Annotated in this window: 19 protein-coding genes and 1 pseudogene; 6 read left to right on the top strand and 14 right to left on the bottom strand. The window is 59.9% G+C overall.

Features of this window, described 5'->3' with window-relative positions; translation table 11 throughout:
* The first annotated feature begins 91 nt into the window (after window positions 1–91).
* Both OH720_RS00695 and OH720_RS00690 read left to right on the top strand, forming a co-directional pair.
* Window positions 92–370 (top strand): antitoxin of toxin-antitoxin stability system, encoded by a 279-nt coding sequence (locus tag OH720_RS00695; RefSeq protein ID WP_272604180.1) that lies wholly within the window; start codon window positions 92–94, stop codon window positions 368–370.
* Window positions 367–648, top strand: a complete 282-nt coding sequence (locus tag OH720_RS00690) for a type II toxin-antitoxin system RelE/ParE family toxin (RefSeq protein ID WP_272604179.1) — start codon at window positions 367–369, stop codon at window positions 646–648. Before OH720_RS00695 ends, OH720_RS00690 begins: the two co-directional genes overlap by 4 nt.
* A gap of 4 nt (window positions 649–652) precedes the next feature.
* Here the strand turns inward: OH720_RS00690 and OH720_RS00685 are convergent, their stop codons facing one another.
* Both OH720_RS00685 and OH720_RS00680 read right to left on the bottom strand, forming a co-directional pair.
* Complete coding sequence (locus OH720_RS00685; RefSeq protein WP_207260285.1) at window positions 653–898, bottom strand: DUF2789 domain-containing protein; 246 nt, start codon at window positions 896–898, stop codon at window positions 653–655.
* A gap of 110 nt (window positions 899–1008) precedes the next feature.
* Entirely contained in the window at window positions 1009–1470 is a 462-nt protein-coding gene (locus OH720_RS00680; RefSeq protein WP_272604178.1) for an aminoacyl-tRNA deacylase, read from the bottom strand.
* A 197-nt stretch (window positions 1471–1667) separates the two neighbouring features.
* Here OH720_RS00680 and OH720_RS00675 point away from each other — a divergent pair, with 197 nt between their 5' ends.
* The gene (locus tag OH720_RS00675) at window positions 1668–2201 is read left to right on the top strand and encodes an NfeD family protein (protein WP_272604177.1); all 534 of its coding nucleotides are present in this window, start codon (window positions 1668–1670) and stop codon (window positions 2199–2201) included.
* A 2-nt stretch (window positions 2202–2203) separates the two neighbouring features.
* Window positions 2204–2962, top strand: coding sequence for a slipin family protein (locus tag OH720_RS00670; RefSeq protein WP_272604176.1), 759 nt, complete (start codon window positions 2204–2206; stop codon window positions 2960–2962).
* Window positions 2963–2975: 13 nt separating this feature from the next.
* Here the strand turns inward: OH720_RS00670 and OH720_RS00665 are convergent, their stop codons facing one another.
* From OH720_RS00665 to OH720_RS00645, 5 genes are all read right to left on the bottom strand, one after another.
* Window positions 2976–3536 (bottom strand): hypothetical protein, encoded by a 561-nt coding sequence (locus OH720_RS00665; RefSeq protein WP_272604175.1) that lies wholly within the window; start codon window positions 3534–3536, stop codon window positions 2976–2978.
* 114 nt (window positions 3537–3650) lie between these two features.
* Window positions 3651–5192, bottom strand: a complete 1542-nt coding sequence (locus OH720_RS00660) for an efflux transporter outer membrane subunit (RefSeq protein WP_272604174.1) — start codon at window positions 5190–5192, stop codon at window positions 3651–3653.
* Window positions 5189–6253: an HlyD family secretion protein gene (locus tag OH720_RS00655; RefSeq protein WP_272604173.1), complete on the bottom strand. Its 1065-nt coding sequence runs from the start codon at window positions 6251–6253 to the stop codon at window positions 5189–5191. The genes OH720_RS00660 and OH720_RS00655 overlap by 4 nt, the downstream gene beginning before the upstream one ends.
* Window positions 6254–6279: 26 nt before the next feature.
* Complete coding sequence (locus OH720_RS00650; protein WP_272604172.1) at window positions 6280–7815, bottom strand: MFS transporter; 1536 nt, start codon at window positions 7813–7815, stop codon at window positions 6280–6282.
* A 210-nt stretch (window positions 7816–8025) separates the two neighbouring features.
* Window positions 8026–8952 (bottom strand): LysR family transcriptional regulator, encoded by a 927-nt coding sequence (locus OH720_RS00645; RefSeq protein WP_272604171.1) that lies wholly within the window; start codon window positions 8950–8952, stop codon window positions 8026–8028.
* A 173-nt stretch (window positions 8953–9125) separates the two neighbouring features.
* Between OH720_RS00645 and OH720_RS00640 the strand changes: the two genes are divergently transcribed.
* On the top strand, window positions 9126–9986 hold the full coding sequence (locus OH720_RS00640; RefSeq protein WP_272604170.1) for an RHS repeat-associated core domain-containing protein: 861 nt from the start codon (window positions 9126–9128) through the stop codon (window positions 9984–9986).
* A 38-nt stretch (window positions 9987–10024) separates the two neighbouring features.
* Here OH720_RS00640 and OH720_RS00635 read toward each other — a convergent pair whose 3' ends face one another.
* The 7 genes from OH720_RS00635 to OH720_RS00605 form a co-directional block, all read right to left on the bottom strand.
* The gene (locus OH720_RS00635) at window positions 10025–10891 is read right to left on the bottom strand and encodes an ABC transporter permease (protein ID WP_272604169.1); all 867 of its coding nucleotides are present in this window, start codon (window positions 10889–10891) and stop codon (window positions 10025–10027) included.
* A gap of 22 nt (window positions 10892–10913) precedes the next feature.
* Entirely contained in the window at window positions 10914–11774 is an 861-nt protein-coding gene (locus tag OH720_RS00630; RefSeq protein ID WP_272604168.1) for an ABC transporter ATP-binding protein, read from the bottom strand.
* A 5-nt stretch (window positions 11775–11779) separates the two neighbouring features.
* Window positions 11780–12805, bottom strand: a complete 1026-nt coding sequence (locus OH720_RS00625; protein ID WP_008059622.1) for an ABC transporter substrate-binding protein — start codon at window positions 12803–12805, stop codon at window positions 11780–11782.
* Window positions 12806–12823: 18 nt separating this feature from the next.
* Window positions 12824–13720, bottom strand: a complete 897-nt coding sequence (locus OH720_RS00620; RefSeq protein ID WP_272604167.1) for a TauD/TfdA dioxygenase family protein — start codon at window positions 13718–13720, stop codon at window positions 12824–12826.
* Window positions 13721–13990: 270 nt separating this feature from the next.
* Window positions 13991–15358, bottom strand: a complete 1368-nt coding sequence (locus OH720_RS00615; protein ID WP_272604166.1) for an HlyD family type I secretion periplasmic adaptor subunit — start codon at window positions 15356–15358, stop codon at window positions 13991–13993.
* Window positions 15348–17504: a type I secretion system permease/ATPase gene (locus OH720_RS00610; RefSeq protein WP_272604165.1), complete on the bottom strand. Its 2157-nt coding sequence runs from the start codon at window positions 17502–17504 to the stop codon at window positions 15348–15350. The genes OH720_RS00615 and OH720_RS00610 overlap by 11 nt, the downstream gene beginning before the upstream one ends.
* 41 nt (window positions 17505–17545) lie before the next feature.
* Window positions 17546–18898 (bottom strand): TolC family outer membrane protein, encoded by a 1353-nt coding sequence (locus OH720_RS00605; RefSeq protein ID WP_272604164.1) that lies wholly within the window; start codon window positions 18896–18898, stop codon window positions 17546–17548.
* Window positions 18899–19256: 358 nt separating this feature from the next.
* Here OH720_RS00605 and OH720_RS31725 point away from each other — a divergent pair.
* Window positions 19257–21554 (top strand): annotated as a pseudogene (locus OH720_RS31725) (retention module-containing protein); the annotation flags it as partial.
* Window positions 21555–21631 lie beyond the last annotated feature (77 nt).

Here is a 21631-nt window from a genome sequence, read left to right as displayed (position 1 = left end):
GCGGCCATCCGTCGTAGGGCTGTCCAAATTGGCCAGACAACGTACTGAAGAGGTATATACTTTTTAATTACCATGATTGAGGAGACAGACCGTGTCAAAACAAGCCGTTTTTACAATGAAACTCGAATCAGATTTGCGCGAACAATTCATGGCGGAAGCAGAAGCCGCTCATCGTCCTGCCTCGCAAATCGTTCGGGAAATGATGCGCCAGTTTGTTCAGGCGCAACGTGAATCCCGTGAGTACGAAGCCTTCCTGCAACGCAAAGTGGACATTGCTCGTGTTTCGATCAGCCGCGGCGACGGTCTGACAAACGATGAAGTGGAAGCAGAATTCGCCTCCAGGCGTGGACGGGCAGCCATACAGGAATGAAGATAATCTGGACGCGAGAAGCAGCACAGGATCGTGCAGACATTTGGGATTACCTGCACACCATTAAACCTCAAGCAGCCATCGACATGGATAACCGCTTCAGCGATGCGATGTCCCGGTTGGCCCAATACCCGCAAAGCGGCCCTGCTGGAATCATTACAGGCACTCGCGAGCTGATTCCACATCCGAGCTATCGCATTGTTTATGAGCAAGCGCTGAGCGCAATCTGGATACTTGCCCTGGTTCATACCTCTCGACAGTGGCCACCGGAGCAATGAACCTCTATACCCCCCGCCCCTTCCTCAGCATCACATCCAACTGATCCACCACCTCCGCCCAATCGGCGTCATCCAGAATTTCATCGCGCAACAGTTCCGCCTGGCTCGGGCTCCAGAAAAAAGCATCCGCCAGATGCAAATCCGGTTTGAGCGGTGAATGGGTGGCGATGAATTTGTCGATGCTCTCGGCGTCGTCAGGAAGGCCGAGTTGTTTGAACAGGGAAGGAAGGCTGTGGGTTGGGTTTTCCATGTCGGGCTCCTTGGTTATTCAAGTGACCGCTGCGCGGTCAATCCGGGCAAACCTCATATTGTAGGAGAGAGGCTTGCCCGCGAAGGCGGCTTCACTGGCGCCGCAAAAAATTAATCACTCAACTCCCGCACCTGCGCATGCGGCACCATTTTCAGGAATTGCGGCATGTCCATGTGCAACAGGTTGATGTGGTTGCCGGCTTCCAGATAGATGTCTTTCTGCCGGGTCAACAGCGGGTCGATGACCACGTCCAGTCCATAGGCTTCGCCCAGAGCAGGCACGGCACCACGTTCGCAGTCTTCAAACAGGTGCGGCAGGTTGCTTTCCCGGGAGACCTGCCATTCACCGGTGCTACGCACTTTGCTCAAGTCCAGGTGACGGCTGGCGGGCAGCACGGCCATCAGGTAATGCCCGTGGTGGTCGTCGAGGATGACCGACTTGGCCACCCGTTCCGCAGGAATACCCGCTAACCGTGCGGTTTCGAGGCTGCTGGCCGAGTGGGGATGGGTGACGATGTCATATTCGCATTGAGCCTTGTCCAGGCTTGTCTGCACGGTTCTTGCCATACGCATGATGCACCTCGGTGTCCGCAAAAACGCCTGGCGGACGATGGTTAAAGCTTTTGTATGTAGTAAAAGTCTAGGCCCGCCGGGGGCAATCCAGCGGGAAATCCGCCCATCGGGCAAGTCGACAACTGAGCAAAATTCATACAAGCGGCGCCTCAACTAGACTGTATACAGAACCACCTGCGACTCTCCCGGAGGGTCACGTGAACACTCGCTGTTGTGCAGTTGCGTTGCTGTTGGCCTTGAGCGGAGCCGCCCTCGCTGCGGACACCGGCGCCCTGCCCGGTCCCAACCCCGCGGGGATCTGGCTGATCACTTTCGGTATCGCGTTCCTGATCGCCGAGGCGGCGCTGCCCAACTATGGCGTGATCGGCTTGGGCGGGATCGTGATGTTCGTGATCGGCGCGGTGATCCTGACCAATGCCGAATTGCCCGTGCCGTTGATGATCGGCCTGGGACTGATCAGCGCGCTGCTGTTGATATTCCTGCTGATCCGCGCCCTCAAGACCCGACCGCGGCACACCGTCAGCGGTGATGCCGGCCTGCTGGGCAGCGTGACTCCGGTGCTGGCCTTGCAGGCCGGCGATGCGTGTCTGGGCTGGGTGCATTTGCAGGGCGAACGCTGGCAGGTATCGAGCGCCAAGCCATTACAGATCGGGCAAAAGGTCCGGGTGGTGGCGCGCAAGGGATTGTTGCTGGAAGTGGCCGCGGCTGACGCGGTAACGGTTGGAGGTTAGCCATGGGTCTGCAAATCGGTTTTGTCGCGCTGCTGCTACTGCTGATCGCATTGGCGGGGGCGACGTTCCGCATCCTGCGCGAGTACGAGCGTGGGGTGGTGTTCCAGCTCGGACGCTTCTGGCAGGTCAAGGGCCCCGGCCTGATCCTGCTGATTCCGGTGATCCAGCAAATGGTCCGTGTCGACTTGCGCACCATCGTCCTCGACGTTCCGCCGCAAGATGTGATCACCCGCGACAACGTCTCGGTCAAGGTCAACGCCGTGCTGTACTTCCGCGTGCTCGATCCGCAGAAGGCGATCATCCAGGTCGAGGATTTTCTCATGGCCACCAGCCAACTGGCGCAGACGACCTTGCGCGCGGTGCTTGGTAAACATGAGCTGGATGAACTGCTGGCCGAGCGCGAACGGCTGAATATCGACATCCAGCAAGTCCTCGACGCCCAGACCGACGCCTGGGGCATCAAGGTAGCCAACGTCGAGATCAAGCACGTGGACCTCAACGAATCGATGATCCGCGCCATCGCCAAACAAGCCGAAGCGGAGCGCGAACGCCGCGCCAAGGTGATCCACGCGGAAGGCGAATTGCAAGCCTCGGAAAAACTCATGCAGGCCGCCGAAATGCTTGGTCGCCAGCCCGGCGCCATGCAGCTGCGTTACATGCAGACGTTGAGCTCGATTGCCGGCGACAAGAGTTCGACCATCGTCTTTCCGCTGCCGATCGAATTGCTCAAGGGCATGGCGGATCTATCGGCAAAATCGTAAGTCGAGGCTGAAACTACAACAGGGCGTAGAAAACCAGAATCGCCACGCCCCAACAACACAAGCCAAATGTAAACCAGACACCATTGGCAAAAGTCAGTGTCGAGTTCGCCGTCCCGGCCACATCGTTCTCCAGATAATTGATTGCTTCCTGTACACGCAAAAAGGAGCAGACCTGCAAGAGCAGTATCAGAAGACTCAGCGCAAAGCTGATGTGCACATCCGGCAACCACATCAGCCCCATGCTCGCTGCAGCAGCCATGATCACGCTAATCGCCAGCAAGCGTGGGTACCAACGATAGTCCCGACCTGAAGCGCGTAATCGCCGATCAATGCTGGTGAACAGCGAGTACATGAAAAACACGCCCAGAAGTTCACGAGCTATGGGTATCACTTTGTTGCCCGTAGCGGCACGGTAAAGCTTCCAGTTTTTATACAGCCAATAGGTGACGTACAAACCAAAGGTCGAAACAATCATCAGCGCAAACTTGCTGGTACCCACAACAAAAAAGGCCGCGCGGGGTGATTCAGTGCAATCAAGTTCGGCCACTGGAGGCGCATAGGGATTGGCATTCATACGGACGCATAACCTTGGTCATGAAGTGGACCAAAATGCTAACCGCAGATAACCATCACGAATGCCCACACAAAATAATCAGGACGCGTCCTACGTCCAGCTTCACGATTTCACTCAATGTTGCGCAGTCAGCGGATAAACCGACTCCCATCCACCACCCAGCGCCTTGTACAAGCCGACTGCGGCCAGCGACACGCCAGTGGAACTCTCCACCCATTGCTCCTGGGTCGCCAGCAACGCGCCTTGCACGGTGAGTACGTTGACGAAATCCACCACGCCTTCAACGTATTGCCGTTGCGCCGTTTGCAGAGCGATCTGGTTCTGGCGCACCGCTTCGGCGAGGCTGTCGCGACGCAGTTGGCTGGCGTTGTAGGCGCTCAATTGGTCGTCGATTTCATGCCAGGCGCGCAACACGGTCTGCTGGTAGGCGATGGCCGCTTCCTGTTGCTGGGCTTCGCGCAGGTTCAGCACGCCGCGCAGGCGGCCGCCGTCGAACAGCGGCAGGCTGAACTGCGGACCGATGCCGAATGTGCGTGAACCCCAGGAACCGAAATCGCCCAGCTGCATGGCTTGCGAACCGACGCTGCCTGACAGGGTAATCCGTGGATAAAAATCACCCTTGGCTACGCCGATGCTCGCGGTCGCGGCATGCAGGCGCGCTTCGGCCTGGCGGATGTCCGGGCGGCGCTCGGCCAGTTGCGACGGCAGGCCGATGGCGACCTGGCGCGGGGTTTGCGGAACCGGCGCATCGGTGGATAACTCGGCCGCCAGCGCCTGGGGCGGTTCGCCCATCAACAGGCTCAAGGCGTTGATCAGTTGGGCCTGGCGCTGCTCCAATGCCGGCAGGCGCGACTCGATGGCGGCGACCTGGGCGGCGGCTTCGGCCACATCAAGGTCCGTAGCGACACCGTCAGCCAGGCGCAGCTGCGAAAGTTTCAGGCTGTGCCGGGCAACGTCGAGGTTTTGTTCGGTCACGGCGCGGGTGTTCTGCACTCCGCGCAGCTGAATGTAGTCCTGGGCGGTTTCGGCCAGCACCGACAACAGTACGCCGCGACGGTCGTTTTCCGCGACTTCAAGAGTGGCATCGGCAGCTTCGGTTTCGCGGCGCACGCGACCCCAGAAATCCAGCTCCCAGGAGGCAGAGAAGCCGGCGTCCCAGAGATTGAACGCCGAATTACCGTTATGCCCCGACGGGTCGCTCAGGCCTTCGCCGCTGTTGCGTTTACGGGCGTAGCTACCGCCGACGGCGCTGGTGGGATAACGATCGGCCGTCACTACCTGGCGCACCGCACGGCTCTGTTGCAAGCGGCTGCTGGCGAGTTTCAGGTCGAGGTTGTCGGTCAGGGCACGTTGAGTGAGGGCCGAGAGTTTCGGATCGTTGAAAACGCGCCACCATCGTTCTTCCATCGTTTCTGAGACAGCCTGGCTAACGGCGAATTGTTGCGGTTTCGACCATTCGGAGATTTGTGGTGCTTGGGGTTTGATGAAATCCGGGCCGACGGTGCATGCGCCAAGGCTCAGGACTAACAAGGCGCACGCAGTGAGTCGAGACTGATGGCCTCTTCGCGAGCAAGCCCGCTCCCACAAGGGATTGCGTTTCAATGTGGGAGCGGGCTTGCTCGCGATGGCGTCGGCACAATCAACGAAGATCTTCATCGCTGCGCAACCTCATTGGCCTTGGCGCCAGCCGTATCGATACTCGCCTCCACCGACATCCCCACCCGCAACCGTTCGGCCAGCGGCTGACCCGGTTCCAGCACGATCTTCACCGGAATCCGCTGCACCACCTTGGTGAAGTTGCCAGTCGCGTTGTCCGGTTTGATTGAAGCAAAGGTCACGCCGGTGGCCGGTGCGATGCTCTCGACCCGCCCGTTCAACGCGGCGCCGCCAAAGGTGTCGACACGCACCTGCACGTCCTGCCCCGGCTGCACACTCGTCAGTTGGGTTTCCTGGAAGTTGGCCACCACATAGGCCTGCGCCAGCGGTACCACCGCGAGCAGTTTGCTGCCCGGTGTGACATAGGCCCCGACACGTACCGCGCGCTCGCCCACCATGCCATCCTGCGGCGCGGTAATCCGCGTGTAAGACAGCTCGTAACTGGCGATTTCCAGCTTCGCCTGGGCTCGTTTCAAACCACCTTCGGCCCCGTCACGCTGGGCCGTGAGGATGTCCACCTGCTTGCGCTCCGCCGCCAGCACCGCTGTCACATTGGTCAACCGGGCACTGGCCTGGTCGATGCGCGTGCGCGCTTGCTGCGCGTTCTGCACCGTGCCGGCACCGACACCGGCCAGATGGTCGTAACGGTTCAGCTCATGTTGCGCAAAGGCCATTTCAGCCTTGGCGGACACCACCTGCGCCTGTGCCTGAGCGATCACCGAGGCCTGGCGCTCAAGCGTTGCCCGGGCATTTTGCAGTTGCGCCTGGGCCACCAGGGCTTCAGCGGCGGCCGCGTCGGCGGCGGCGCGCAGGTCGCGGTCATCGATCAGGGCCAGCAACTGCCCGGCCTTGACCTGTTGGTTGTCTTCCACCAGTACCTGCTTGATGAACCCGGCAACGCGCGGCACCACCAGTGTGTAGTCGGCGGAGACATAGGCATCGTTGGTGCTCTGCTGCGTGCGCTGACCGAACAAACCGGGCGCCAGCAGATAAATCAGTACGCCCATCGCGATCACGACGGCGACGCCAACGGCTACTTTTTGCTTGGATTGAGTCGTCATGAAAACCTTCTGTTTCAGTGATGCATTCAAGTCGGCGCACGGGGCGGATAGATCCGCGTCGGCAGCCAGAAAATCAGCAGGATCAGCGCCAATGCGAGGCCGGCCATGCATAGGTAAAGGTCCGAGGCGGCCAGTACCACGGCCTGCTCATGCAGCCGGTGGGCAAGGCCCGGGGTGTCGTTGTCGACCAGGGGCGAATTGCCAAGGCGGTCCACCAGCATGGTCGAGTGAAAGTGCAGGCGCTGGGTGGTCAGGGTTTCCAGCATGCCGGTGGCGATCACCGCCGCGAGGCCTTTTACGGTGTTGAACCAGGACGACGCGAAGGGGCCATCCATGGGGTTGATGCTGCCAGTCGAGAGCATCAGCAATGGCAAGACCGCCATGGGCTGACCGAAAATCTGCAGCAGTTGCAGGGCATAGAATTCGTCGCGAATCCACATCGAGGTCAGCTGCGAACCGCCGATGCAGGACAACACCAACATGCTCAGGCCGATCCCGAGGACCCAGCGGCAATCAACCCAGCGCAGGTTGCACAACGCCGCCACCAACGGCAGCGCGATCAACTGCGGGAGCGCCGCCAACAAGGTGATGGGTGCAGTCTGCACCGGGCGATAACCCTGGACCTGCGCCAGATAGCTGGACGGAATAATCACCACCGCCAGCAATACCACCAGCACGCCGGCCAGGGTGACCAACGCGAACGAAAGGTTGCGGATGCCGAGCATCTGCATCTTGAAAAACGGAATCGGCTGCGACCACTCGTTGATCAGGAACAGCACCAGCAACAGCGTACCGCCCACCAGCAATGCACAAATCAGGCTCGATTCGAACCAGTCCAGCCGATTGCCCTGCAGGATGCCGATCACCAGCATGCAGATCGCCGGAAAACCCAACAGCAAACCTCGCCAGTTGAACTGTTTGAGACGCTCCAGCCGCAGGGGGTCCTGAGGAATGCCGTAGCTCACCGCGACCATGGCCATCAGGCAGGGCACGACGATCTGCCAGAAGGTCCACTGCCAGCCGACATACTCAGTCCAGAGCCCGGCCAGCGGCGTGCCCAGCCCCGGGCCGAAGGTGGCGGTCAGGGCATAACCGGCCAGGCCGTAGAGTTTTACGTTGGCCGGTAGAAAGCGCAGGGCGACGGTCATCAACATCGGTGGCAGCGCGCCACCGGCCAAGCCTTGCAAGGTCCGCAGCACCAGCAGGCTTTCGTAGTTCGGTGCCCACGGGCACAACACCCCCAGCAGCGTGAAGGCACTGATAGCGCACAGGGTGAAGCGCCGCAGCGAGAACGTGACGGCGCACCATGGCGCAAACGCCATGGCAGCCACCGAGGTCGCGGCGTAGCTGGCAACCAGCCAGGTGCCTTCGTCATAACCGATGGCCAGACCGCCACGGATATCGGCCAGGGCCACCTTGGTCACCATCTCGTTCAGGCCCGACACCAGCACTGCGAGCAATACGCCCACCAGGCCGATGATGATCCGCGGGCCGAAGACCGGTGGCGCGGCGGCGGTCGGGCTGGCCGCGACGAGAGGCGCCGTGACCGTGAGGGAAGTCATTGCTGCGAGCTCCGGGATTTGAACATCGGAGCATTCTATGAAGCGTGTGACCTGACGAAAACTGACTTATCGGCAGGTTATAAGTGCGCTATACGCAATGATTGAGATCCCTGTAGGAGTGAGCCTGCTCGCGATAGCGGGGTGTCAGACACCAATGAGCTGTCTGTCACTCCGCTATCGCGAGCAGGCTCACTCCTACAGTTTTATCGCTCAACCCAAGTCCGGTTGTGCCGCCAGCCACGTCTCGTCACAACAGGTTTTCAGCGTTTCACGCAACCAGCGGTGAGCGGGGTCATTGTCGAAGCGAGGGTGCCAGGCCTGGTTCAGCACGATGGTCGGCAAGGGAATGGGCAGGGTGAACGAGCGCAACTTCAGCCCTAGCCGGCGAACACTCAATAGCGTCTCTCTGGGCACCGGCAGAATCAGGTCGGAATCGGGCAAGGCGAACATCGCCGCGTGGAAACTCGGGGCAATCACCGCGACCCGCCGCTCCAGGCCCAGGGCGTTGAGTGCCGCATCGATCGGTCCGCGGGCGATCCCGCGACGGGACATGCTGATATGCGAATACCCGGCAAAGCGTTCAGGGGTGATTTCTTGATCGAGCAAGGGGTGATCCTCGCGCACCAGGCCGACGAACTGGGTGGAAAACAGATTTTGCACCTTCACTTCCGGCATCAGCGGCCGGTTGTTGCTGACGCTCAGATCGATGCGGCCCTCGCGCAAGGCCTCATCATCGCCATCGCCCTCCGGTGCAAAACGCAACTCACAATAAGGGGCCTGACGCTCCATGGTGTCGAACAGCTTGCCGCCGTAGATGCCGATGAAAAAATCGTTGGCCCGGATACTGAACCGCCGCCGCAAGCTGCCCAGATCCACGACCCTGGCCGAGTGGAACAAGTGCGCGGCCTGCTCCACCACATCGCGCACCTGCTCGCGTAAGTCCAGCGCCTTCGGCGTCGGCACCAGACCACGACCGGCTCGCACCAGGATCGGATCGCCGATGGCCTCGCGGATGCGCGTCAACGTGCGACTCATGGCCGCCGGGCTGAGGTTCATCCGCCGTGCGGCTCCTACTACGCTGCCCTCGTCGAGCAGGGCGTCAAGGGCGACCAACAGGTTCATGTCTGGTAGTTGCATGGGGAGCACTCGTGCCTGAACAGGATTGATTCAGGCGCAATGCTACCAGATCCAAAAATCGTCCGAACGCAGCTCAAGTTTATGCGAGGACCCTAGCAGTTCTGATAGTTCCCACCAGAGAACCTGAGGTGTAAAACTAAATCCCTCGACCATACATCGGCGAAGCCATCAACATGACTCAACTCAAACCTGTTGATCAGGAAACTTCCTCTTGGCAACGCACGACGCTGTTGGCAACCGACAATAGCCTTTCAATCATTGGCGAAATTTTCGATGGCAAGCATAACCCCATCGCCTACACCGCTTACGGAGAGCAATCCGCGCAACAGGAAGACAGGATCCGGCTTGGCTTCAACGGCCAATTACGCGAACCAAAGATAGGTTGGTATTTGTTGGGTAACGGCTATCGCGCTTACAACCCGCGGTTGATGCGGTTCCATAGTCCAGACAGTTGGAGCCCGTTTGGTGGAGGTGGGTTTAATGCATATATGTATTGTATGGGGAATCCAGTAAATCATTCAGATCCAACAGGACATGTAGTTCAGTCGTTGCTCGCTGCATTCAACAATCTGATTGAGGCAACGAGGGATGTATTTTTCCGCACCTATAGAACGCAAGGAACGCTAGGCCTTGCCCCTAACGCTGATCTAGCGCTGTTCAGCAACGCCTTGAACAGGCGAAACAGTGCTTTGGTAAGCTCGATGTTTCCGTCTCGAACAGCCCCTCGACCTGCCGAGCGCCTTGCACAAGCCTATCGCCCTACAGCTCGTGTAACACCAACCGTACGACAGCCGATGGCAAATACAAACCCCACGCCCTCGGGGTCATCAGCACAGCGCTCCGTTCGACCCGATAGACCTATCGAAAGCGATGCAATGCGTGCATCAGCACCGCGCCCCGCTCGACCCGATAGACCTATCGAAAGCGATGCAATGCGTGCATCAGCACCGCGCCCCGTTCGACCCGATAGACCTATCGAAAGCGATGCCGACCTAGCCCTTGCTAACTCATCAATAAGAAGGCGTTCTGTCTAATACAACCGCAAGTAACTATTTATTTGAATCGAAGGGGGCTACCGCTGCATCCCCCACCGCTTCACCGTCACTCGCTCCAACGTATCAAACACCAGGTTCTCCACCAGCAACCCAATCAGAATCACCACCGCCAACCCGGCAAACACCTTATCCGTGTACAGCTCATTTCGGTTCTGGAAGATGTACCACCCCAACCCGCCCTTGCCACTGGTCGCACCAAACACCAACTCGGCAGCGATCAGCGTACGCCAGGCAAAAGCCCAGCCGATTTTCAATCCGGCGAGGATCGACGGCAGCGCCGCTGGGATCAGGATGAACAGCACGAAGCGCATGCCCTTGAGGCCGTAGTTACGCCCGGCCATGCGCAGGGTTTCCGAGACGCCGAGAAAACCTGCGTACGTGTTCAGCGCCAAGGCCCACAGCACCGAATGCACCAGCACGAAAATCAGGCTGTTCTGCCCCAGGCCGAACCACAGCAGCGCCAGCGGCAACAGTGCGATGGCCGGCAGTGGGTTGAACATGGAGGTCAGGGTGCTGAGCAGGTCGCGGCCGAACTGGGTCGAGACCGCCAAGGTGGTCAGGCCGAACGCCAGGACGATGCCGATCAGGTAGCCCTTGAGCAGCACCACCAGGGAAATCCACACCTTGCCCAGCAATTCGCCGCTGAGCAGGCCGTCGTGCAGCGCATGAGAGGTCTGCACGAAACTCGGCAGCAGCAGGTCGTTGTTCTGATAACGGGCAACGGCTTCCCAGAGTACGGCGAGCAAAATCAGGATCAGGCTTTTACGCAGCCAGCCCTGTTGCCACAGGCGTTGACCAAGCGGCAGTTCGCGCTCCAGCGCAACGCTGGTCAGTGGCTGCAATGCGGTTTCGAATTCTTCACGCGGGGATGATAAATGGCTCATCGGGCCCTCCTCTCAATCTGGCTCAATAAGCGATGCGGATGTCGGCGAAATCCAGTTCGCGCTCGGTTTCCGGCGACTGGCCTTCATCGAACAACAACCGATGGATGCGCCGCGCCGACTCCTGGAATGCCACGCCGCCCAGGCTGTGCAGGTCGTATTGATGGCTGTGGACTTCGGCACGTACCCGTCCCGGGTGCGGCGACAACAGCAGAATGCGATTGCCCACCACCAATGCCTCTTCGATGGAGTGCGTGACGAACAGCAGCGTGAAGCGCACCTCCTCCCAGAGCAGCAGCAATTCTTCCTGCATCTTGCGTCGGGTCAGGGCGTCGAGCGCGGCGAAGGGTTCGTCCATCAGGAGGATTTTCGGCTGCATCGCCAACGCCCGGGCGATGGCGACCCGCGCCTTCATGCCGCCCGACAGGGTATGCGGATAGGCATCGGCAAACGCCGCCAGACCGACCTTCTCCAAATAGTGCAACGCCCGCTCTTCGGCTTCTTTACGCTTGAGGGTCTTGGAGGCCAGCAGCGGAAACATCACGTTCTGCTTGACGGTTTTCCACGGTGGCAGTTGATCGAACTCCTGGAACACCACAATTCGGTCCGGCCCTGGCGCATCGACACGTTGGCCTTGCAGACGGATCTCGCCTTCCACTGGCTGGATGAACCCGGCAGCGGCCTTGAGCAAGGTCGACTTGCCGCAACCGGACGGCCCGAGCAGGACAAAGCGGTCCGCCGGATCGACCTCGAAGCTGACCTGGTGGGTGGCCCGCACCACCCGCTGGGGTGTGCGGTATTCCAGGCTGACGTTATCGACCGACAGCAGCGCTTGGGCTGCTGCGTTCGGTTTGCTGACCGTGTGGCCTTGCAAAGGGGCGTTCATGTCGGTCAGCTCCCTTGCAGCGGTTTGGCGTCCTGGAAGAAGTAATCCTTCCACGAATCCGGTTTGTTTTTGATCGCGCCCACACGGAAGAGGAACTCGGCCAGCGGGTAGGTATTTTTCGGCGTGACGCTGAACTCGAACTGCGGGTTGTCGATTATTTTCAGCAATTCGGCGCGGTCGATTTTCGCCTTGGTGACGCGGATGTAGGTGTCCGCCGCAGCGCCTTTATCGTTCTGGGCAAAGGTCGCGGCTTCAGTCAGCGCGTCGATGAAGGCTTTGTAGGTTTTCGGGTTTTCGTTGCGGAATTTTTCGGTGGCAAACAACACCGTCGGCGAGTTCGGGCCGAGCAGGTCATAGGTGTTCAGCACCACGTGCACGTTCTTGTTTTCCAGTGCCTGATCCTGGAATGGCGGGTTGGAGAAGTGCCCGGTCAGCTCGGTGCCGCCAGCGATCAACGCCGCCGTGGCGTCGGGGTGCGGAACGGCGATAGTGTACTTGTCGAGACGGTTGAACTCCTTGTCGCCCCACTGCTTGGCGGCGGCATATTGCAGGAAGCGCGACTGCACCGACACACCCACCGCCGGCACCGCGATACGGTCCTTTTCGGTGAAATCGGCGATGGTCTTGACCTTCGGATTATTGCTCACCAGGTAGTACGGGAAGTTGCCGAGGGAGGCCACGGCCTTGACATTCTGCTTACCGTGGGTGCGGTCCCAGATGGTCAGCAGCGGGCCGACGCCGGCACCCGCGATATCGATGGAGCCGGAGAGCAGCGCATCGTTGACCGCCGCGCCTCCCGACAGCTGGGTCCAGTCGACCTTGATGTCGATGCCTTCCTGCTTGCCGTACTTCTCGATCAGGTTCTGATCGCGCACCACGTTGAGCAGCAGGTAAACGATGCCGAACTGTTCGGCGATGCGGATTTCACCTTCGGCATGGGCCACGGTGGGCGCCACCAGGCTACCGGCGATCAGGCTGAAACCCAGGCCGATGGCCGCGGCCAGCGGTGCAAAGGGAAGACGTTTGGACATGGTCAAATCTCCGACAAATCAGAAAGGCGCGTCGCCCTGGATGGTGGTGCGAAACAACTTGCGGCGCAGATAGCTCGGGCATCCGGCGGCCAGGTGGATCAGCGAACGGTTGTCCCAGAACACCAGGTCATGGGGCTGCCACTGATGGCGGTAGATGTTTTGCGGCAACACGCTGTGGGCGTAGAGCTCGTCGAGCAATTGCTTGCTCTCGTCTTGCGGCAAGCCAACGATGCGGGTGGTGAAACCCTCGCTGACGAACAGCGCCTTGCGGCCGTTTTCCGGGTGGGTGCGCACGACCGGGTGAATGACTTCGGCGACCTGCGCCAGTTGCTCCGGAGTCAGGGTCGGGCGCCAGTTGCCTTCGAATTTGGTCTCGCTGTAGCGCGCCGTGTAGGAATGCGCCGCCGAGCGGCCTTCGACCGCTTTACGCAGCGCCTCAGGCAGGTTGTCCCAGGCTTTGTGCATGTCGGCGAACAGGGTGTCGCCGCCTTCCGATGGCAGCTCCTGGGCATGCAGCATCGAGCCCAGGCTTGGCAGTTCCTTATAGGAGAGATCGGAGTGCCAGAACTTGCCGGCATCGCCCAGGCCGATGTTCTGGCCGTTCTCGACAATGTTGGAAACGATGAGGATTTCCGGATGCCCCACCAGCAGGAACTGCTTGAGCACGTGGATTTGCAACACGCCGAAACGGCGGCTGAAATCGATCTGCTGTTGGGGGGTAATGCGCTGGTCGCGGAACACCACCACGTGATGATCCAGGTGCGCGCGGTGAATGCGGGCGAAGTCCTGGTCATTGACCGGGCGGGACAAATCGAGGCCGATGATTTCGGCACCGACGGCGCCACTGAACGGGCGGATTTCAAATAATTGCGGCGCGATGGTCGCGGCGCTTGGGGTAGCAGTAGCTGCAGACATAAATCACTCCCACGCACGGCACGCTCAAAGGCGCGCGCGTCGATCAGAAACTCACGGAGGTCCCGTGTTGGTTCAAGTCGTGCGGCGCGCCGATTGGTCGGCAGGTACGCAGGGGTGTGACTTTATAGATATAAGAAACTAAATTTAAATACCATTAGCGAATAAGGATATGGCTTTTAGGTTTGCGGTGGTTTTGCGGACGCCTTCGCCGGCAAGTCGGATCGCCGCCCCTGGCTCCTACAGCGAAGAGGCCCTCAGTCGCGCAAAGAATCACCGCTCATGCAACGCCTCGGCGCGAGCCCGGATGATCGGCTTGAGCAGGTAGCTCAGTACGGTCTTCTTGCCCGTGATGATATCCACCGACGCCACCATGCCCGGGATGATCAGCAGTGGCTTTTCATCTGTGCCCAGGTGGCTGCGATCCGTGCGCAGCTTGATGATGTAGTAGGTGGTCTTCTTGTCTTCGTCGGTGATGGTGTCGGCACCGATCTGCTCGAGCCTGGCCTTGAGCCCACCGTAGATGGTGTAGTCATAGGCGGTGAATTTCACGGTCGCTTCCTGCCCCGGATGCAGGAAGGCAATGTCTTGCGGGCGGATCTTGGCTTCCACCAGCAGGGTGTCGTCCAGCGGCACGATTTCCACCAGGTCGCTGCCTGGCTGAATCACACCACCAATGGTGTTCACCAGCAGCTTGTTGACGATGCCACGCACCGGCGATGTGACCATTGTCCGGCTGACGCGATCCTCCAGCGCCTTGCCCGTGGCCTGGGCCTTGTTCAGGTCGGTGCGCGCTTCATTGAGCTGGGTCAGTGCCTCGCTACGGAATTTGCCACGGGTCTCGTCGATCTTGCGCGCCACCTCCTTGATCGCCGACTCTGCACGCGGAATCGCCAGGGTGGTGGCATCCAACTGCCCACGGGTTTCAACCTCGGCGCGCTTGAGGCGCAGTACTTCCACAGGCGAAACGGCACCCTGGGCCACCAGCGGCTCGGACATGTTGATTTCCTGGCGCTGCAACCCCAGTGCGGTGCGGTACTGGGACTGTTTGGAGGTAAATTCGCGCAGTTCTTGCTGACGCTGGATCAACTGCTCCTGCAATCCGCCGATTTCATCGTGCAGTTGCTGACGACGGCTGATGTACAGGGATTCTTCACTCGCGGCCTGACCGGGAACCGCTTTCAAGACGTCAGCCGGGAAATTCAGTGGACGGTCGTCGACTTCAGCACTCAAGCGCTCCACCCGAAGCAGCATCGACAGCCGGTCGGCTTCGGTTTCGCCGACGTTGGAGGCGAATCGCGTATCGTCCAGGCGAATCAGTGGCGCGCCGGCCTCGACGATCTGCCCTTCAGTGACGAACATCTCGGCGACGATACCGCCTTCAAGGTTCTGGATCTTTTGAATCTTGGAGGAAGGAATCGCCTTGCCGTCGCCCTTGGTGACTTCGTCGATCACCGCAAAGTTGGCCCAAAGCATCAGGAAGACGAAGAAGCCGATAACTGCCCAGATAGTCAACCGCACCACACGCGGGGCGTCTTCGATAAGCGCCTTGTTGACCTCGGGCAGGGGCTGGTCCCTGAGCGAGTCGGAGCCTTTGAAGTAACGGCGGATAGAGCCTTTGACGCCGGACTTAAGCAACACTGATCTGCCCCTTCTTCAACGCTTCCATCACGACAGCTTTCGGGCCATCGGCGAGTATCTGCCCGCGGTCGATGACGATCAGGCGATCGACCAGCGACAGCAGCGAAGCACGGTGCGTCACCAGCACCACGGTCTTGCTTTCAATCATCGCGGCGAGGCGTTGCTTGAGGCGTTCCTCACCGGTGTTGTCCATGGCGCTGGTCGGCTCATCGAGCAGCAGGACCGGCGGGTTGAGCAGCAATGCACGGGCCAGGGCCACGTTCTGGCGCTGACCGCCGGACAGGTTCTGCCCACGCTCGCCTACTTGCAGTTCGTAGCCTTGCGGGTGCAGGCGAGCAAACTCATGGACGCCAGCCAGTTCTGCGGCCTGCAGCACCATTTCGTCTTCTACATAGCGTGCGCCCGAGACCAGGTTGTCGCGCAGCGTACCGGCGAGCAGCTGGATATCCTGGGGCACGTAGCCGATGTTGTGGCGCAGTTCGCTGACATCGATCTGACGGATGTCCACACCATCTACCAACAGCGCACCGTCATCCGGTTGGTAGAGACCCACGACCAGTTTGGCCAGGGAGCTCTTGCCCGAGCCGCTGCGGCCGATGATGCCAATCTTCTCGCCCGGCTTGATCGAGAGATTGATGTTTTTCAGCGCCGGGTTTTGCTGGTCCGGGTAGGTGAAATTCAGCTGGCGACATTCGATGGCACCTTGCAGCACCTTGCGACTCAGGGGGCGCTCTTCGAAATTGCGCTCCTGGGGCAACTCCATCATCTGGTCGACCGAAGTCATGGTGACACGCGCCTGCTGGTAGCGGGTCAGCAGGCCGGACAACGAGGCCAGCGGACTGAGCGCGCGACCACTGAGCATGTAGCAGGCGATCAGGCCGCCCATGCTCAGGTTGCCCGCGATGATCTGGTACACGCCAAAGACGATCATGATCACTCCGGCCAACTGCTGGATCAGCAACGTAATGTTCATCGCCAGGCCGGACAGCATTTTCACCCGCAACTCGAGGCGACTGAGGGTGCCGATGGTCTGCTCCCACTGATACTGGCGCTCGCTCTCTGCATTGTTGACCTTAACCGCATCAAGGCCTGCGAGGGTCTCGATCAGGCTCGACTGACGCTCGGCGCCCAGCGCCATGGTGCGCTCCATCGTTGCCACCAGGGGTTTCTGCAAGGCATAGCCGATCAGCAAGGCAATCGGGAACGCCAACACCGGGATCCACACCAGGTGCCCGCCAAGAATGGCGATGACCAGAAAGATCAGCAGCGTGAACGGCAGGTCGATCAGGCTGGTCAGGGTCAGCGACGCAAGAAAATCGCGCAGGCTCTGGAACTCATGGATGTTCTGGGCAAAGCTGCCGACCCGGGCCGGGCGGTACTTCATGGCCATGCCGACGATGCGCTCGAACAGCGTTGCCGAGATGATCAGGTCGGTTTTCTTGCCCGCCAGGTCCAGGCAGAGGCTGCGCAGGCTCTTGAGGATCAGGTCGAACACGTAGGCACCGGTGATGCCGACGGCCAATACCCAAAGGGTCGATTCGGCCTGGTTCGGAACCACACGATCGTAGACGTTCATCACGAACAATGGCGCGGCCATGGCGATGATGTTGATCAGGAAGCTGGCGGCGATGGCATCGGCGTAAAGCCAACGCGAACGCATGAGGGTGTCGCGGAACCATGAGCGCGCGCGCGGGATCAGGGTGCCGTGATTGACGTCGAATTTATGCTGGGGTTGAGCGAAGAACACCTTGCCGCTGTAATCGTCGTTCAGCAGTTCGCGACTGACCAGGCTTTCGCCGCCGTCACTTTCACTGAGCAACAACCGGGCCTGGTCGTCACCTTGCCAGCCAAGCAGCACGGCACTGCGACCGTCCTTGAGCAGCAACAGTGCCGGCATCGCGATCGCCGGGATCTGGTCCAGCTTGCGCACCAGCACCCGCCCTTGCAAACCGGCGCGAGCCGCTGCGCGTGGCAACAATTCGACGCTCAGGCGTTGCTTGGGTAGCGGCAGGCCCGTGGTCAACATCGCCGCGCTGGCGGGTTTTTGATGCAACGTACAAAGGGTCAGCAAGCCGTCCAGCAATGGATCGTCATGCAACGCGCGTGGGTCATGGATGAGATGAACTCGACTGGCTTCTGATTCCACGCTCGGCACTCTTGGCTAACGGATGAACGAAAAAATCCTGCTCAGTTCATACCGGGCAGTTGGACCTTAGGCTTCATGTCGTTCTGCACGACGGATGCCAACGGTGCGACTACACCCTGGCTCTTGAGCAACTCGCCCATGGTCGCCTTGATTCGATACTGAGTAAATAACTGAATGTTCTTGATCTCCGCCAATCGGCGCGAAGCGTTGAACAACTCGTTTTCACTGTCGAGCAAGTCCAGCAGGGTTCGTTCACCGAGGCTGAACTGGCGCTGATACGCCGTGCGTACGCTGGTGCTGTGGTCCACGTATTGTTGGGCGATGGGCACTTGGGCATTGGCATTGTTCAGCGCGTTCCAGGCCAGGCCCAGCTCTTCGTTCAGCTGGCGCAACGCGTTATTGCGGATATCCAGCGCCTGGTTGGACAGGTAGGACTTCGATTCCATGTCGGCCTTGTTGCTGCCGCCGGCATACAGGTTGAAACGCATGCGCAGCATGGCCTGCCATTCGTTGTTGTGGCCGTTCTGGCCATCGATGTCATTGTCGGCGGAACGACCGAGCTCGGCATCGAAACGTGGGTAGAAGCTCGACTTGGCGGCTTCATACTGTTTTTCCGCCGCAGCGATATCGGACTCGGCGGAGCGCAGGATCGGGCTGTTTTCCAGCATCTGCGCACGGGCTTCGTTCAGGTTGGCCGGCAACAGCGCCAGGAACGGGGCGGGACGCTCCAGTTGGTCCGGCATCTGCCCGACAGCACTGAGGAAGTTGGTCTCGGCATCGGCCAGATTGGTTTGTTCGGTGATCAGGTTGTTGCGCGCCTGGGCCATGCGCGCCTCTGCCTGGTCCAGGTCGGCACCGCTGCCGACACCACGCTGGGTGCGCAACTGGATCTGGTCGTAAATCCGCTGGTGGCTCTTGAGGTTCTCTTCGGCCAGGCGCACGAATTCGCGGCGCGTCAGTACATCCAAGTACACCTGCACCACGGTGAGTGCCGTGCGTTCCGATGTGCCCAGCAGGGAATAGGCGCGAGCATTCACAGTGGCTTGTTGACGCCCCACTTCGCTGGACGTCGCATAACCGTCAAAAATCATTTGCGAGAGGCGCAGACTCGATTCGCTGCGGTTCAAGGTTTCCCAATGGTTGTTGCTGCTGTCACCTCGACTGGTGACGCTGTCAGTGCCTTCGCGGCCATAACCGCCCAGCAGGTCAACCCGTGGCAGGTATCCCCCCTGGGCCGCTTTTAACTGATAATCCGCAGCCAATCGACTGTTAACACCTGCCTGGATTTCCGGATGGACATCCAGCGCCTGCTGCATGGCCTGCGGAAGGGTTTGAGCCTGAACAAAACTGGCGGCAACGGCGATGGGTAAAGCCTTGAACAGGTGCAAGCGCATAGTTGGAATTTCCCGGGGAATGCTTGTCTTGAATCACTGCAGAACGCGGCGCTGCATCGGATGATGGCAACCGGTATGGCCGTATGTCGGAAAGTGAAAATTGAGAACTGGCGTCACATCCTGTGTGGCGGTCACCACTTGAATATCAATGTGACATTAATGGGACGATTGTTTAGGATGCCCCCAGGAAGGTCAATAGTTTGGCATAAAGTTAATAGCGAAAAAATATAGTCAATAAATTGACCTTCCATTGCGTCAATATTTCACTCAAGTAGTTTTACAGGTACGACCAGACTGACTCGGCGATTGCCTCTCAGGTCATGGAAGTCAACTGAATGCGTCACCCGGAGAGTCTTCAATGAGCAGCGTTGTGGCCATCGTCAAAAGCATTGTTGGTCAGGTTTTCGTGGTGTCCCCAGAGGGCATCCGTCGTGTACTCGTTGAAGGCGACCGCTTGTTTATCGGTGATCAGGTCGATACGGGCGCGGCCGGGGCCGTGACGCTTGAGCTGGCGGATGGCCGGACCCTTGACCTGGGCCGCGACACTCAGTGGAGTGGCAGCGCTCCGGACTCCAGCACCGACCTGGCCGCAGCCACCGCGCAGGCCGCGCCCTCGGTTGAAGAACTGCAGCAAGCCATCGCCGCCGGTGCCGACCCGACCAAGGACCTGGAACCCACCGCGGCCGGCCCAGCGGCAGCTGGCACTGGTGGCGCGGCTGGTGGCGGTCATAGCTTCGTGATGCTGGACGCCACTGCTGGCCGGGTAGACCCGACCATTGGTTTCCCGACTGAAGGTCTCAATTCCGCGGCCCAGATCACCCGGGAGATCACCGGCGGCCAGTCGACCAACAACAATGCCAATGCCGGTGACCCGCTCGAATCGACGCTGAGCCTGAGTGCCACCCCGACCATTACCGAAGCCGGTGGCATGCTGGTCTACACCGCGACCCTGAGCCAGGCGCCACTGACCGACCTGACCGTCACGCTGTCCAATGGTGCAGTGATCATCATCGGCGCCGGTCAAACCATCGGTACCGTGAACGTTCCGCTCGCGCCGAACGACACTGTCTATAAGGATGCGACTCAGATCGCGGTCACTGTCACCGGCACCACCGGCGGCGCAGTAGTGGTCATTCCTCCAACGGTTCCAGCCGTGACTCAGGTCACCGACACCGTCGACACCACCGGCTTGACGCTCTCTGCGACCGGTAGCGTGGTCGAAGGCGGTTCGATCACCTACACCGCGACTTTGAGCAATCCGGCGGGCACTCCCGTGACCGTGACCTTGAGCAACGGCTCGGTCATCACCATCGAAGCGGGCAAGACCAGCGGCACCGTGGTCGTCGATACCCCGGTCAATGATGTTTACGTGAATGGCAGCACGGTCAGCACCACGATTACGGGTGCGACCGGCGGCAATTTTGAAAACCTGGTGCCCAGCACCACACCAGCCGTTACCAGCATCACCGACTCGCCAGACACCACCGGCCTGACGCTCACCGCGACCGGCGCTGTGGTTGAAGGTGGTTCGATCACCTACACCGCGACTTTGACCAATCCGGCCGGTACTCCGGTGACTGTGACCTTGAGCAATGGCTCGGTCATCACCATCGAAGCGGGCAAGACCACGGGCACCGTGGTCGTTGATACACCGGCCAATGATGTTTACGTGAATGGCAGCACTATCAGCACCACCATCACCGGTGCTACTGGCGGCAACTTTGAAAACCTGGTGCCAAGCACCACGCCAGCCGTGACCACCATCACCGATTCGCAAGACACCACCGGCCTGACGCTCACCGCGACCGGCGCAGTGGTTGAAGGCGGCTCGATCACCTACACCGCCACCTTGACCAACCCGGCCGGCACTCCGGTAACTGTGACCTTGAGCAACGGCTCGGTCATCACCATCGAAGCAGGCAAGACCAGCGGCAGCGTCGTCGTTGATACGCCGGCCAATGATGTTTACGTGAATGGCAGCACTATCAGCACCACCATCACCGGTGCTACTGGCGGCAACTTTGAAAACCTGGTGCCAAATCCTGAGTCCGCTGTCACCCAGATTAACGACAGCGTTGACACGGTCACCGTCAGCATCGAAAGCGCTGGCGACGTCTTGGAAAACGCTGCACCGAAGTTCACCGTCAAGGTCGATCAAGTCCTCAAGCAGGACCTGACCGTCACCCTGAGCAACGGCGATACCGTAGTGATCAAGGCCGGCAGCACCAGCGTGCCCTACGAACTGAAAGCCCAGGGCGACGACGTTTACAAAGACGGCCAGATCGTTGAAGTGGGTGTCAGCAATGCCACCGTTGACGGCAAATCGTTCGAAAACCTGGTGCTGGGCGGCAAAGCCCAAGTCACCATCGACGACACCCTGACTGAAGTAAAAGCCACCCTGAGCGTGGATAAAACCACCGTCGCCGAAGGCGGCCAGATCACCTACACCGTGACCCTGACCAACGCCGCCGGTATGCCGATGGCCAGCCACGGCGAGCTGACCTTCAAGCTCACCGACGGCACCGAGATCAAGATCCCGGCCAACGGCACCACGGGCTCTGCAATCGTCACCGCCAAGGACGACATCTTCACCGGTGGCCAGGATGCCATCGTCAACAAACTCGATTCGGTCTCGGCCAACAACTTCGAGAAGCTGACCCTCGGCCAGGATCAATACACCACCACGGTCACCGACGAGCCAGGCTCGGGCGATCCAAAAGACCCGGCCAACCA

It is taken from the genome of Pseudomonas sp. WJP1 (assembly GCF_028471945.1).
Lineage (GTDB): Bacteria > Pseudomonadota > Gammaproteobacteria > Pseudomonadales > Pseudomonadaceae > Aquipseudomonas.
This window is presented reverse-complemented; position numbering and strand designations above follow the sequence as displayed.